This is a genomic window from Caballeronia mineralivorans PML1(12) (assembly GCF_001028175.1).
GTDB classification, from domain to species: Bacteria; Pseudomonadota; Gammaproteobacteria; order Burkholderiales; family Burkholderiaceae; genus Caballeronia; species Caballeronia mineralivorans.
The window spans coordinates 100386-113809 of sequence record NZ_AEJF01000093.1; the positions used below are offsets into that span (position 1 = coordinate 100386).

11 protein-coding genes and 1 tRNA gene are annotated in these 13424 nt (G+C 59.0%); 10 read left to right on the top strand and 2 right to left on the bottom strand.

All coding sequences use genetic code 11. The annotated features are described in order from the left end of the window. Positions 1–66: 66 nt before the first annotated feature. Complete coding sequence (folE2, locus tag EOS_RS15425; protein ID WP_047847529.1) at positions 67–873, top strand: GTP cyclohydrolase FolE2; 807 nt, start codon at positions 67–69, stop codon at positions 871–873. Between the two features lie 36 nt (positions 874–909). Here the strand turns inward: folE2 and tsaD are convergent, their stop codons facing one another. Beyond that, on the bottom strand, positions 910–1938 hold the full coding sequence (gene tsaD, locus EOS_RS15430) for a tRNA (adenosine(37)-N6)-threonylcarbamoyltransferase complex transferase subunit TsaD (protein WP_047847530.1): 1029 nt from the start codon (positions 1936–1938) through the stop codon (positions 910–912). 216 nt (positions 1939–2154) lie between these two features. On the opposite strand from tsaD, the gene EOS_RS15435 reads away from it, so the two are divergent. The 8 genes from EOS_RS15435 to EOS_RS15465 all read left to right on the top strand — a co-directional run bounded on the left by EOS_RS15435 (position 2155) and on the right by EOS_RS15465 (position 11991). Continuing rightward, positions 2155–3366, top strand: a complete 1212-nt coding sequence (locus EOS_RS15435) for a BaiN/RdsA family NAD(P)/FAD-dependent oxidoreductase (protein WP_047847546.1) — start codon at positions 2155–2157, stop codon at positions 3364–3366. 347 nt (positions 3367–3713) lie between these two features. Further along, the gene (locus EOS_RS15440; protein WP_047847531.1) at positions 3714–4160 is read left to right on the top strand and encodes a GatB/YqeY domain-containing protein; all 447 of its coding nucleotides are present in this window, start codon (positions 3714–3716) and stop codon (positions 4158–4160) included. 37 nt (positions 4161–4197) lie between these two features. Continuing rightward, entirely contained in the window at positions 4198–6078 is a 1881-nt protein-coding gene (gene dnaG / locus EOS_RS15445) for a DNA primase (RefSeq protein ID WP_047847532.1), read from the top strand. Positions 6079–6159: 81 nt separating this feature from the next. Next, complete coding sequence (gene rpoD, locus EOS_RS15450) at positions 6160–8772, top strand: RNA polymerase sigma factor RpoD (protein WP_087881946.1); 2613 nt, start codon at positions 6160–6162, stop codon at positions 8770–8772. Positions 8773–8956: 184 nt separating this feature from the next. Beyond that, positions 8957–9033 (top strand) — tRNA-Ile (locus EOS_RS15455). Between the two features lie 174 nt (positions 9034–9207). Then, positions 9208–10428 carry a tyrosine-type recombinase/integrase gene (locus tag EOS_RS15460; protein WP_047847534.1) on the top strand — a complete coding sequence of 407 codons (1221 nt, stop codon included), beginning with the start codon at positions 9208–9210 and terminating at the stop codon, positions 10426–10428. A 231-nt stretch (positions 10429–10659) separates the two neighbouring features. After that, positions 10660–10953: a helix-turn-helix transcriptional regulator gene (locus EOS_RS48760; RefSeq protein WP_268760327.1), complete on the top strand. Its 294-nt coding sequence runs from the start codon at positions 10660–10662 to the stop codon at positions 10951–10953. Between the two features lie 246 nt (positions 10954–11199). Further along, on the top strand, positions 11200–11991 hold the full coding sequence (locus EOS_RS15465; RefSeq protein ID WP_152693124.1) for a hypothetical protein: 792 nt from the start codon (positions 11200–11202) through the stop codon (positions 11989–11991). Positions 11992–12222: 231 nt separating this feature from the next. Here EOS_RS15465 and EOS_RS15470 read toward each other — a convergent pair whose 3' ends face one another. Next, complete coding sequence (locus EOS_RS15470; RefSeq protein WP_047847536.1) at positions 12223–12450, bottom strand: hypothetical protein; 228 nt, start codon at positions 12448–12450, stop codon at positions 12223–12225. Between the two features lie 100 nt (positions 12451–12550). Between EOS_RS15470 and EOS_RS15475 the strand changes: the two genes are divergently transcribed. Further along, positions 12551–13150, top strand: a complete 600-nt coding sequence (locus tag EOS_RS15475) for a hypothetical protein (protein WP_047847537.1) — start codon at positions 12551–12553, stop codon at positions 13148–13150. Positions 13151–13424: the final 274 nt, after the last annotated feature.

Below are 13424 nucleotides of genomic sequence, written 5' to 3' on the forward strand. Positions count from 1 at the left end.
CGTCGAGGATGCCCGCCGGGTCTCATCCGTGCGCGGCAAAATTCGCGCGACGGACAAGGAAAAAGAATGAATCAGATGAATCCCGCCTTTGCGATGCCCGACGTTCAGAGTTCGCTCGACGTCCGGCAGATCCCAATCCAGCGCGTGGGCGTAAAAGCGGTCCGATATCCGTTGACCATCCGGACCTCCAGCGGCGAATTGCAGCCGGGCGTTGGTCTCTGGAATCTCGACGTTCATCTTCCCGCCGATCAAAAAGGCACGCACATGTCGAGGTTCGTCGCGTTACTCGACGAACACCGCGCGCCGCTCGATCAAGCTGCTTTTCGCACCATGCTCGTCGCGATGCTGGCGAAGCTCGAAGCGCATTCCGGGCGTATCGAGGTGTCGTTTCCGTACTTCGTCATGAAGACCGCGCCGGTGTCGGGCGTGCAAAGCCTGATGGATTACGAGGTCACGCTGACCGGCGAAATGCGTGGTGGCGAGACGCGGATCTCGCTGAGAGTGCTCGTGCCGGTGACGAGTTTGTGCCCGTGCTCGAAGCAGATCTCGCAGTACGGCGCGCACAACCAGCGCTCGCATGTGACGATCGCGGCCGAGTTCAAGGGCGATGTCGCGATTGAAGACTTGATCCGGATTGCAGAAGAAGAGGCGTCGTGCGAGTTGTGGGGCTTGCTGAAGCGGCCCGACGAGAAGTTCGTGACCGAGCGTGCTTACGAGAACCCGAAATTCGTTGAGGACCTGGTCCGCGATGTGGCCACGCGCCTGAATGCGGACGAACGGATTGTGTCGTATGTGCTGGAAGCCGAGAACTTCGAGTCGATCCACAATCACAGCGCCTACGCCGTCATCGAGCATGACAAGCGGGTTTCGTAAGTCCAGGTAGTCTGAAGAACGGGACGCTTTGGAAACTTACGCGGCCGCCAGGGATGTCAGATCCCAGCGTGGCTTCACCGTGAACGCGTAGTCCCGCAGTGCCTGATCGGGCCAGCGCGCCAGCCTCAAAGCACCCGCAAGCGCTATCATTGCGCCGTTATCGGTACATAGCGATAAATCGGGGTAATGCACTTCGAAGTGGCGCTTTTTCGCCGCTGCGGACAGCGCCTCACGCAATTGCCGGTTCGCTCCCACGCCACCCGCCACGACCAGCCGCTTCAGTCCCGTCTGCTTCAACGCTGCGATGGACTTTGTGGTCAGCACGTCGACGGCCGCATCCACAAAACCACGCGCCAGATCTGCTTTCGATTGCTCGCAGACGTTCGCGCCAAGCTTGCGGCTGTGAGTGAGTACTGCGGTTTTTAACCCGCTGAAGCTGAAATCCAGGTCGCCGGAATGCAGCATCGGGCGCGGCAGTTTAACTGCGCCGGGCGTACCGAATTCGGCGAGCCGTGAGACTTCCGGGCCGCCCGGATAACCGAGACCGAGGAGTTTTGCGGTTTTATCGAAGGCTTCGCCGGCGGCGTCGTCCAGCGTCTCGCCGAGCGTTTCGTACTCGCCCACGTCCGTGACACGCATCAATTGCGTATGGCCGCCCGACACCAGCAACGCGACGAACGGAAACGGCGGAGGCTCGCTCACCAGCAGGGGCGAGAGCAGATGCCCTTCCAGATGATGAATCCCGACGGTCGGCAGGTCCCACGCCATGGCGAGCGCATTCGCAATGCTTGCGCCCACCAGCAGCGCACCGGCGAGGCCGGGGCCTTGGGTGAAAGCGATAGCGTCGATGTCCGTTGGCGCTGTCCCGGCTTCCGCCATCACTTGCTCGAGGAGAGGCAATGCCCGGCGGATATGGTCGCGGGAGGCCAGTTCCGGCACTACGCCGCCGTATTCCCGATGCATCGCGATTTGCGAATGCAGTGCGTGCGAAAGCAGGCCGCGCTCGGTGTCGTAGAGTGCAAGGCCGGTTTCGTCGCAGGAGCTTTCGATGCCTAGAACGAGCATGGGGCGGAGGTGTTTAGAGTAACGGATAAGTATAGCAGTGGGCGGGTTCGGGTTCGTTCGTCCAGAGGCGTTGTTCTTGGGCGGTTTGGCAGCGGCCAATGTGGGTCAAGGACGGACCGCTGCGGCCGGAAGCAGCAACGCGAGACTCACGTTGGCTGCCAGTCGAACCCCGTCTAACCCCGGAACGCGAGCAAGCCACCCGTTACAATGCGCGCCATGGAAACCTACGATATTGCAGTCATCGGCGCGGGCGCGGCCGGCATGATGTGCGCCGCGGTGGCCGCGCAAAACGGCCGGCGCGTGGTGCTGATCGACCACGCGGAACGGCTCGCGGAAAAAATCCGCATCTCGGGCGGCGGCCGCTGCAACTTCACGAACATCAACGCTGGACCGGCGAACTTTTTATCGGCGAATCCGCATTTTTGCCGTTCCGCGCTCGCCCGCTATACGCCGCAGGATTTTCTCGCGCTGCTCAAGCGTCATCGCGTGGCGTGGCACGAGAAACACAAAGGCCAGCTTTTCTGCGATGACTCCAGCGAGTCGATCATCCAGCTCCTGAAAAGCGAATGCGACGCGGGCGGCGTGACCTGGCGCCGGCCAGTCACCGTCGACGCGGTCCGCCACGACGGGACCCGCTTTTTCCTCGACAGCACCGCCGGTACGATCTCGAGCGCCGCGCTCGTCGTAGCAACGGGCGGCTTGTCGATCCCTAAAATCGGCGCGACGGATTTTGCGTATCGGCTGGCCAAGCAATTCGGCCACAAGCTCATCGATACCCGTCCCGCCCTGGTACCGTTGACCTTCGCTCCGGTCGACTGGGAGCCGTTCGCGGCGTTGTCCGGGTTATCCGTGCCAGTGGAGCTCAGCGCGGGCGCGGGTCGCGGCCGGGGAGAATTCGCGGAGGATCTGTTGCTGACGCATCGCGGTTTATCGGGCCCAGGCGTGCTGCAGATTTCCAGCTACTGGAATCCATCCGAGCCAATTTGCATTGACTTGTTGCCAGGCGTCGATGCCACCAGCGAGCTGGTCGCGGCCAAGCGGGAAACCCGCAAACAAGTCGGCACGTTTCTCGCCGAACGCGTGCCCGCCCGCCTTGCGCAAACCTGGCTCGACGTGCAGCGCGTCCCCGCGGATGCAAGGCTAGCCGATCTCCCCGATAAAACCCTGCGCCAGATCGGCGAATCGCTGTCGCGCTGGACGCTCACGCCGAACGGCACGGAAGGGTACCGGAAGGCCGAGGTCACTCGCGGCGGCGTGGACACACGCGAGCTTTCATCCACGACCATGATGAGCTCGCGCGTCGCTGGTTTGTATTTCATCGGCGAAGCAGTCGATGTCACCGGCTGGCTCGGTGGATACAACTTCCAGTGGGCGTGGGCATCGGGCGTCGCGGCGGGCAAAGCAGCGGCTGAACTGGCCCGCACCTAGAACTGCAAAGGCATGACCAGTATGGCTTTCACCGATAACAGCCGGTATCCGCGGTGCGCGCTTTCCCCTGGGAAATCCTGTTTTCGACCTGCTATACTGTTTCGTTCGTAGCGGCAATCGGCGCGAGCGCAAATGAGTGACAACCGGGCGGTGATCCATGCAAAAAAGAGGTCGATCCCTGCCGCGAGCAAGCACTTGGCATCGTGCCTGCCGGCTTCAAAAGGTCCCGAATCACCCCTGTTCATGATCCCGCTTGAGGAAACGTCCCAAGCGGGTTTTTGCTTTAGCGCCTTGAACGGCCAGACGTTCGCATTCTCTCAACACAGCACCAGCAGAGTTCCCAAGCGATGAGCCTCAAAGACCAGATCACCGACGACATGAAAACCGCGATGCGCGCACGTGAAACCGAGCGCCTCGGCACCATCCGGCTGCTGCTCGCGGCGATCAAGCAGCGCGAAGTCGACGAGCGTGTGACGCTGGACGACGCAGCCATCACGGCGGTCATCGACAAAATGATCAAGCAGCGCAAGGATTCGATCAGCCAGTTCCAGACGGCGGGACGCGACGACCTCGTGGCGAAGGAACAGGCCGAACTGGGCGTTCTGGCGGCCTACATGCCCGAGCAATTGTCAGATGAAGCCATCAACGCCGAGATCCAGGCGGCGGTGGCGGCAACCGGCGCCGCCGGGCCGCAGGACATGGGCAAGGTGATGGGCGTGCTGAAACCGAAGCTGGCGGGCCGGGCGGATATGACGGCAGTGTCGGGCCTGGTAAAAGCTGCGCTCGCCAAATAAGCTCCCTAGTAAAAGCCAGACAAGAAAACTCAATTTAGTGATTCCGCATTCGTTTCTTCAGGACTTGCTGAACCGCGTCGATATCGTCGACGTGGTGGGCCGGTTCGTCCAGTTGAAGAAGGGCGGCGCGAACTTCATGGGCTTGTGCCCGTTCCATAACGAAAAGAGCCCGTCGTTCACGGTTAGCCCGACGAAGCAGTTCTATCACTGCTTCGGCTGCGGCGCGCACGGCACGGCGATCAGCTTCCTCATGGAGCACACCGGGCTCACGTTCCCCGAAGCAGTCAAGGAACTCGCCCAGTCGTGCGGCCTGACTGTGCCGCAGGAACCGTCCATGCGCGGCGGCGGATCGGGCGGCGAGGGTTACGCGCCCGCACCGAGCAAGGCCGTCAGCGTCGCGTTGACCGAAGTGATGCAGGCCGCCTGCGAGTTCTATCGAAAGCAATTGCGCGGGGCGCCTAACGCTATCGAATACCTGAAAAAGCGCGGGCTCACGGGTGAAATCGCGTTGCGCTTCGGGCTCGGCTATGCGCCGGACGGCTGGCAGAGTCTGGAAGCGGCGTTCCCCGAATACAAGAACGACAACCTGGTGGAAGCAGGGCTTGTGATCGTCAGCGAGAAAAGCGACAACCAGGGCCAATCCCGTCGATACGACCGCTTTCGCGAACGGGTCATGTTCCCCATCCGCAACGTGAAGGGCAACGTGATCGGCTTTGGCGGGCGCGTGCTCGACGGCGGCGAGCCGAAGTACCTGAATTCGCCGGAAACACCGTTGTTCAGCAAAGGCAGCGAGTTATACGGCCTCTTCGAAGCGCGGCTGGCCATTCGTGAACTCGGCTATGCGCTGGTCGTCGAAGGCTACATGGACGTTGTCGCGCTGGCGCAATTGGGTTTTGCGAACGCGGTCGCCACGCTCGGCACAGCGTGCACGCCGATCCACGTTCAAAAGCTGTTTCGTCAGACGGATACCGTCGTATTCAGTTTCGATGGCGATTCGGCCGGCCGCCGCGCGGCGCGCCGTGCGTTGGACGCGTGCCTGCCGCACGCCGCCGACAACCGCACGATTCGCTTCCTGTTCCTGCCAAAGGAGCACGATCCGGACAGCTACGTGCGTGAATTCGGCACGGATGGTTTCGGCGAGCAGGTCGATCACGCGATGCCGCTGTCGCAATTCCTGCTGAACGAAATCCTGAACGACAAGGAGCTGGACCAGCCGGAAGGCCGGGCCAAGGCGCTCTTCGACGCAAAGCCGTTGCTCCAGGCGTTGCCGGCCAACGCGCTGCGCGTGCAGATCCTGCACATGCTGGCCGATCGGCTGAATACACCGTTCGGTGAAATCGCGGCATTGTGTGACATCGATTCGCGTGCAGCGGCCGTCGCTCGCGCCGCGTTGCCGAAGAGCGAGCGTCGTCGCGTAAAGGGACATGAACAGCGCGCGCTGCGCAACCTCGTGATGTATCCGGCCATTTACGCAACGCTCGACCACGAAAGCGAGCAGACGCTCGTCACCATGACCGAGCATGGCGAGTTGTTCAGCGAGGTGATCGGGCACGCGCGGGAACTGGGCGAGACGGCGGAATTCCAGATGTTGTCGGATCTCTTGCGCAACGCCGCAAACGCGCCAACGTACGAGGATATCTTCCAGGAAATTCTCGCCTATGATGAAAATGTACGGGATCTGTTGATGCGCGATCCAGCGGACGAAAGCGCCAACGAACGCGTGCAGGAGCAGAAAAAGCTGCTCGCGGAAGAGCTGCATGCCACGGTTGTCAAGCTGCGTCACGACAGCTATAGGAATCGGCTGGATCAACTGGCGCAGCAATCGAGCTTGACTGCGGAAGAAATTGCCGAATTTTCGGATTTATCGGCTAAAGCTGCTCAAATTAAGGCCTTGCGTGGGGTGAGCCGGGACATTTAAGACGCGCATGCTACAATTAAAGGTTTTCAGCAAGTTGTTTTTTTGACATTTGTGCTCATTTGCGAGAGAGGTGAGGCACGCATGGTTAAGACTACTAGCGGGAAGAAAGCGACGGTACGCGGCTCGAACGAGTCGAAACGGGCGGTGGCCCACAGCCGGTCAGTTCCTTCCCCCGGAGTGTCCAAAACCAGGGCGATCGCCGTTCCCTCTCCGCCATCGGGTGCGAAGAAAAAAAACTCGGTTGCTTCGGCAGTGAGTGCGGGGTCGGCCAGGACGGCGAAAGTCGTCAGGCCGGCAGGCAAGAAGACGCCGGGTCAGTCGAAGGTTCAGGCCAGCCTGACGGCGGGCGAGACTGGCAGGATTGGCAAGGCCGGAATTTCGGCCGGCAAGCAAGCGAGTGCAACGGAAGCGGCTGCTAATGCGGGCCGGAAACGCAACACGAAGCAGGGGTCGAAGCTGGCTCGCGTACGCGTCGTGAAGCGGGGGCCGGCGCAGGACTCGGGGCGGCGCAGTGCCCCGGGTTCGCAGGACAAGGCAGCGCGCGCATATTCTGTATCCACGGTTCCATCGGCTGTCGTCCAGCAGCCGCGAGTCGAGACTAATGCCGGTACGGCGAACTCCATGACGAAAAAGCTGAACGAAGTACCCGTCGATGACGACGCAACGCAAAACGTGCAGGCCGACCCGGCCGCGGCCACCGCTGCTGATGCCGTAGCCGCTCCCCCGGCCAAGGTCGAGAAGGTCAAGGCACGCGACCGCCGCGCGAAGGAAAAAGCGCTGTTGAAGGACGCCTTCGCCTCGACCGCGCCCGGTACGGTTGAAGAGCTTGAAGAGCGGCGTGCGAAGCTGCGCGCGCTGATCAAGCTCGGCAAGGAACGCGGCTTCCTGACCTACGCTGAAATCAACGATCACCTGCCCGACAACTTCACGGAAACGGAAGCTATCGAAGGGATCATCAGCACGTTCAACGACATGGGCGTGGCGGTCTATGAGCAAGCGCCGGACGCTGAAACGCTGCTGCTCAACGACAACGCGCCGGCGGCTTCGTCGGACGATGAAGTCGAAGAGGAAGCCGAAGTTGCGCTCTCTACCGTTGATTCCGAATTCGGCCGCACGACCGATCCGGTCCGCATGTACATGCGTGAAATGGGCACGGTCGAACTGCTGACGCGCGAAGGCGAAATCGAGATCGCGAAGCGGATCGAAGACGGCCTCAAGCACATGGTCATGGCCATTTCCGCCTGCCCGACGACCATCGCGGACATTCTTGCGATGGCCGAGCGTGTGCAGAACGAAGAAACCCGCGTGGACGAACTGGTGGATGGCCTGATCGACCCGAACGCCGCCGACGCCGACGGTTTCTCCGAGCAGGAAGCGGAGGCTATCGAAAGCGAAGAGGAAGAAGAGGAAGAGGCGAGCGAGGATGAGGAAGAAGTCGACGAAACCACCGCTCAGGCCAATGCCAACGCCGCTCAGCTCGAAGCGCTCAAGCGTGCTTCGCTCGAGAAGTTCTCGCTGATCAGCGAGTGGTTCGACAAGATGCGCCGCGCGTATGAGAAGGAAGGCTACAAGTCGAAGGCCTATCTGAAGGCGCAGGAAGCCATTCAGAGCGAACTGATGACTATTCGCTTCACCGCGCGGACCGTCGAGCGTTTGTGCGACACGTTGCGCGCGCAGGTGGACGAAGTGCGTCAGGTTGAACGTCAGATCCTGCATACCGTTGTCGATAAATGCGGCATGCCGCGTGCCGAGTTCATCGCGCGTTTCCCGGGCAGCGAAACGGATCTGGAGTGGTCGGAGAAAGTTGTGGCCGAGAATCATGGCTACAGCGTGGTCCTGGCGCGGAACATTCCCGCGATTCGCGAACAGCAGCAACGTCTGCTCGACTTGCAGGCGCGGGTTGTGTTGCCGCTCAAGGACCTGAAGGAAACCAACCGTCAGATGGCGGCCGGCGAACTGAAGGCGCGCCAGGCGAAGCGCGAGATGACGGAAGCGAACTTGCGTCTCGTGATTTCGATCGCCAAGAAGTACACGAACCGCGGCTTGCAGTTCCTGGATCTGATCCAGGAAGGCAACATCGGTTTGATGAAGGCGGTGGACAAGTTCGAATATCGTCGCGGTTATAAGTTTTCGACGTACGCCACGTGGTGGATTCGCCAGGCCATCACGCGCTCGATTGCCGACCAGGCCCGCACCATCCGGATTCCGGTTCACATGATCGAAACGATCAACAAGATGAACCGTATTTCGCGGCAGATCCTGCAGGAAACCGGCCTCGAGCCGGATCCGGCAACGCTCGCTGAGAAGATGGAAATGCCGGAAGACAAGATCCGCAAGATCATGAAGATTGCGAAGGAACCGATCTCCATGGAAACGCCGATCGGTGACGACGACGATTCGCATCTTGGCGACTTCATCGAAGATACGAACACGGTGGCTCCGGCCGACGCCGCGCTGCACGCCAGCATGCGCGACGTGGTGAAGGACGTGCTCGACTCGCTGACGCCGCGTGAGGCGAAGGTGTTGCGGATGCGCTTCGGTATCGAGATGAGCACGGATCACACGCTCGAGGAAGTGGGTAAGCAGTTCGACGTGACGCGTGAGCGGATTCGTCAGATCGAGGCGAAGGCGCTGCGCAAGCTTCGCCATCCGAGCCGTTCAGACAAGCTGAAGTCGTTCCTGGAAGGGAATTGATGTTTGGTTCGTGACTGAAGGACTAAAGCGCGGCGGGCTGAGTTGGTCCGCCGCGCTTGTTTTATAGGCCGTTTCAAGGCAAACTCGCAGACCTTCGCGAGTGCAGTCGAATCGAATTCGATGCATGCCGGAAGCGTCGCCCGGCGCCTTTCCTTCACTCGCGGCAGGGCGTTTTCCTGCAAAAGGGCCGGAAGCTTAATTGGTATAAGCTGTCGACTCATAATCGACCGATAGTGGGTTCGAATCCCACCCGGCCCACCATTCGCTGTTCCAGCGAGATCCCAAGCATTCTGCAGAGGCTCTTAAAACCCTTGCAAGACGGGCTTCACAGGACTCTCCGACTTCCCAAATACTCCATATCGTCCCGTTGACATCTCTAGGATTCTGGGGGTAGTTTTGGGGGTATCCCGCGATCAACGTGATGCGATACCCCCAATGGCTCTTTCCGACGCTTCAATTCGCAACGCGAAGGCTGGTTCCAAGCCTGTGAAACTATCCGACGGTGGTGGCCTCTTTTTATTGCTGAATCCAAACGGCTCACGTCTTTGGCGACTGAAGTACCGCTTTGCGGGCAAAGAGAAACTGTTGGCATTCGGAGCTTATCCTGACGTGTCACTCAAGAATGCCCGTGAAAGCCGCGACAACGCCCGCAGACAGCTTGCGGCGGGAAACGATCCTGGACAGGCTAGGAAGGCCTCTAAGGCAGCTGCGATGACACGAGCAGGCAACAGCTTCGAAGTCATAGCACGCGAGTGGTTCGAGCTAACAAAAGCGAAGTGGGAAAGCGAATACGCGAACCTCGTTCTTCGTCGGCTTGAGAGCGACATTTTTCCGCAGCTAGGCGGTCGGCCCATCGCCGAGATCACGCCGCTGGAGGTACTGACGGTTCTGCGGCGGATCGAACAACGGGGAGCCAATGATCTGACGCGGCGAGTGCTGCAGAAATGTGGGCAGGTTTTCAGGTATGCGGTAGTTACTGGTCGAGCGCCAAGAGACCCGGCGACCGATCTGCGCGACGCGCTCAAACCTGTCCAGAAGCAGCACTACGCGTCGATCCAAGATCCCAAAGCGGTCGGAGAGCTGATGCGCGCAATGCGGGATTACTTAGGAGCATTTGAGACAAAATGTGCCTTGCTACTTGGCATTTTGACGTTCGTTCGACCAGGCGAATTGAGGAAGGCCGAATGGTCAGAATTTGACCGTGAACAAGCTGAATGGAGGATTCCAGCGTCTCGGATGAAGATGAAGGAACAACATATCGTGCCGCTTTCCACGCAGGCGCTTGCTGTTCTGAATGACCTTCACGTGGCGACAGGACGGGGGCGTTATCTATTCCCCAGCATCCGAACGAGCTCGCGGCCGATGAGCGAGAACACTGTAAACGCGGCTCTCCGACGACTTGGATACACACGTGAGGAGATGACCGGTCATGGATTTCGAAGTACGGCCTCAACTTTGTTGAATGAGCTGGGTTGGCCCGCCGACGCTATCGAGAGACAGCTTTCTCACGGTGAGCGCGACGAAGTGAGGGGCGCGTATAACTTTGCCGAATACCTTCCGGTGCGGAGAACGATGATGCAGGCTTGGGCCGATCATCTAGACACATTGGAGCGTGGCGCGAGAATCGTTCGAACACAATTTCCGAAAGCAAGTTAATCTCAATAAGACTTATAAGTAATGCTTATTTTTTGGTTCGCTTCGGATCTGATTAACCTACGCCGTGCCGTGCCGTGCGCTGACTCGACGACTACTAGAGTCGTCCGTTAAACGGCTGGGTCGATACCCAAAGTCCGCTACTGCAACGTGTCGAGTTCCACCGTCCTTCTACCGACGTGTCAGTAGGGGATGAGTCGCCTCACCTAGCATATTAGTCTCGACATAGCCGATGTGTTTAGATCAATCTCAGCAAATCACATAACAACTTCGCGCGACCACTATAACTACTTCGAGACATCAAACTGTCCCAGTTATGGACCCTGCCGGAACGCATGGGAAGTTCCCGGAAGCCGTGGCCGGAATCGAAAGTCGATAAGGGAACGGAACTTTCCGCAGCCGCGCATGCTCTCCGGGCGCCGGGTTGGCTGGCTTCTGCGAGAGGTGGAAGCGTGGGCAGAGGCGAGGCCTGTTTTGGACCTTCCGCCTCCGCCCGATAGCGGCAAGCGGAGACCTAAGGACATGTAAAGATGATCTCTGCGCCAGATCCCGCCCGTCAAACGGCGAGATGGTGCGCCTGTGATAGCCTGATTGCGCAGCGCGAACAGCCGGCGGCCGACGGGCGTGGAAGCATCCTCAGCGTTCGACGGCGCCGGTGCTGCACATGGCAGGCTAGATGGTGGGAGCTGCGAGACGGTCGGCCGGAAAGCCGCGCTGCATGGGGCTGAATAGCGGACAAGGGGTCCGCCTATGTCTTTAAGAAAGAGAGTATTCGTGAACGAAGGCCAACTAAAACATCCGTTGGGTTGGGGTGACGATGCGTTGTCTCACTTTTTCAAAGCGTCTACACAAAACGAATTCGCGACTTTTGTTCATACGCCAGGATGGCACAAGGCGTTTAGCGCGATTGCGGAAGACCTTGCTAGCTGTACGCAATACGCGATCAATTCGTTGTTGAGCGCGAAAGATCCTGCCGCCCGTTCGTTGTTTATGGTGGCGCATAATCAGTATTTGGCAGCGGCACGGCTAGCTTCCTCGGGACAGTGCTTGACGGTCTACCCACTCGGCCGAGCGGTTGTCGAGTCTGCCCTTTATGGTTGGTACCTCTCCGCGGATGAGACCGCCGCGGCCAGATGGCACGACAAACCCACGGACAAAAAGCGCCGGAGCGACTGGGGAAGAGAGTTCACGTTTTCTTTTCTCGCCACTAAGTTAGAACTTGCAAACGCCGACCGTGCTAAATGGGCGCGGTGGTTGCACCAAACCGCTATCGACTTTGGGGCGCATCCAAACAAGGAAGCGCTGTATGCCAACATGGACCACGTCCGAGATCCGGAGGGTAAGTCCATGCTCCAAGTTAAATTCTTGCAATCGTGGAACCAAGCCGCGCTGCTTGCGAACAAATTTGTAATCGAAACTGGGATCTTTGCGCTCGGCCAGTTCGCGCTCAGTTTCCCCGAGACTGAACCCGCGCTGAAAATCTCAGGCGCCGCAGCAAAGCATGCGATGACTCTTCATGCATTGATTCAGAAAGCCAGTTCGATCATGGGCAAGCGCGTAGACTGATCAGCGTTTCGGTGGCCAAGCCATGAGAGCGTCCGCATCTGTCCAGAAATTTGCTGGCCGAAACTTTTATCACGCACTGCGAGCGTCCACAAGCATATCGACCTCAACGGTTGCAACCTCTGGCCGCTATGTTTTCACATGTGCTACTCGAGTTGGGCGTTGCAATGGCAAGCAGCGATCTCGCAAATTTGGCGCGCTTGCTGCGGGCCATTCAGCGACAAGCTCAGCCGCTTAATCAGTTTCTTGGATAAATACGTTGTCACCCAGTTGATTAAGAAGTCTCACGAGAGTTTGCGCGTCGTCCATCGAGCTCTCCGGCTTCAAATGGAACACAACTTCGTCGCCCTTCAACCCCTGAATCTCTTCGTGCAACTCAATGTGGATCGCGTGGCCAACGCCATTCGGCGAGCGCATATCCGCTGGCTCTTTAACTGTCGCAACGAAATTTCGTTTATTCATGCCATCTCCATTTAAAGATAGTCATCCTAGCGCACGCCGACAGGCATCGGCCGTATCTGCGAGTACACTGCCCGATCATTACAACATCGTGGGGAAAACGATGATCGATGGTCAGCTGATCTCATTGATTTTAACTTTGACCGTCGCTGGCGGTGGCGCCTATCTTGGCTCGTACCTTCGAGAGAAAGGAAAGAGCCTCGCAACGAAGGAAGACATCGGCAAAATCACGGCGATTGTCGAAGAAGTCAAAACCGAAATAGGCCAGCGAGACTGGGCCCAGCGAGAGTGGACGCAACTGCGCCGGGCCAAGCTCGAAGAGCTGCTAAACCATGTGCACGGGGTTGGTCGATACATCTCATCGCAATCGCAAAAGGCGAAACACGGCGAACCGCCTAGCGATGATGATCCTTCAGCGGAGGTTCAGACACTGATGGCCCTCTATTTTCCAGAGCTACAGCCGGAAGTTTTTCAGTTTCTAGAACAGAGCTCAGGGGTCTTGTTAGCGATCGCTAACCTCGGGCAACAATTCGCATCTGCCGGTGGTGATCCGAAAGCGCGTGCGATATTTTTTGACTCTTACCTGGCAAACAAGGACCACGTCTCGTACATGCGGGCGACAGACGCGCTTCGTGCACGAGCCAGGTCCTTGCTAGTCGAAATCATGCCGCTTGCTGCGCAGCCCTCGGATTTCAAAGAATAACCGCGGCACCGTTGCTCGTTACCTCGCTACTGCGGTTTCCTCTTCGTCGTGAACGACCTTCGTTAGAAGGCTGCGCCGATAGGCACAAGGACCCGGCAGCGCGTCTCCCACTCACACACGAGACATTCTCGACCATGCGTGCAAGCGCCGGAGCGGCTGGCGTTACGTCGGTTGCGGTTTCTATGTGTGCTTTCTCCTGGGAGCCTGTTTTGAGTCGGAAGTGCAGGATTGGATTACGGAGCGAATCGAGCACAGTCGGCCAACCAAAGATACT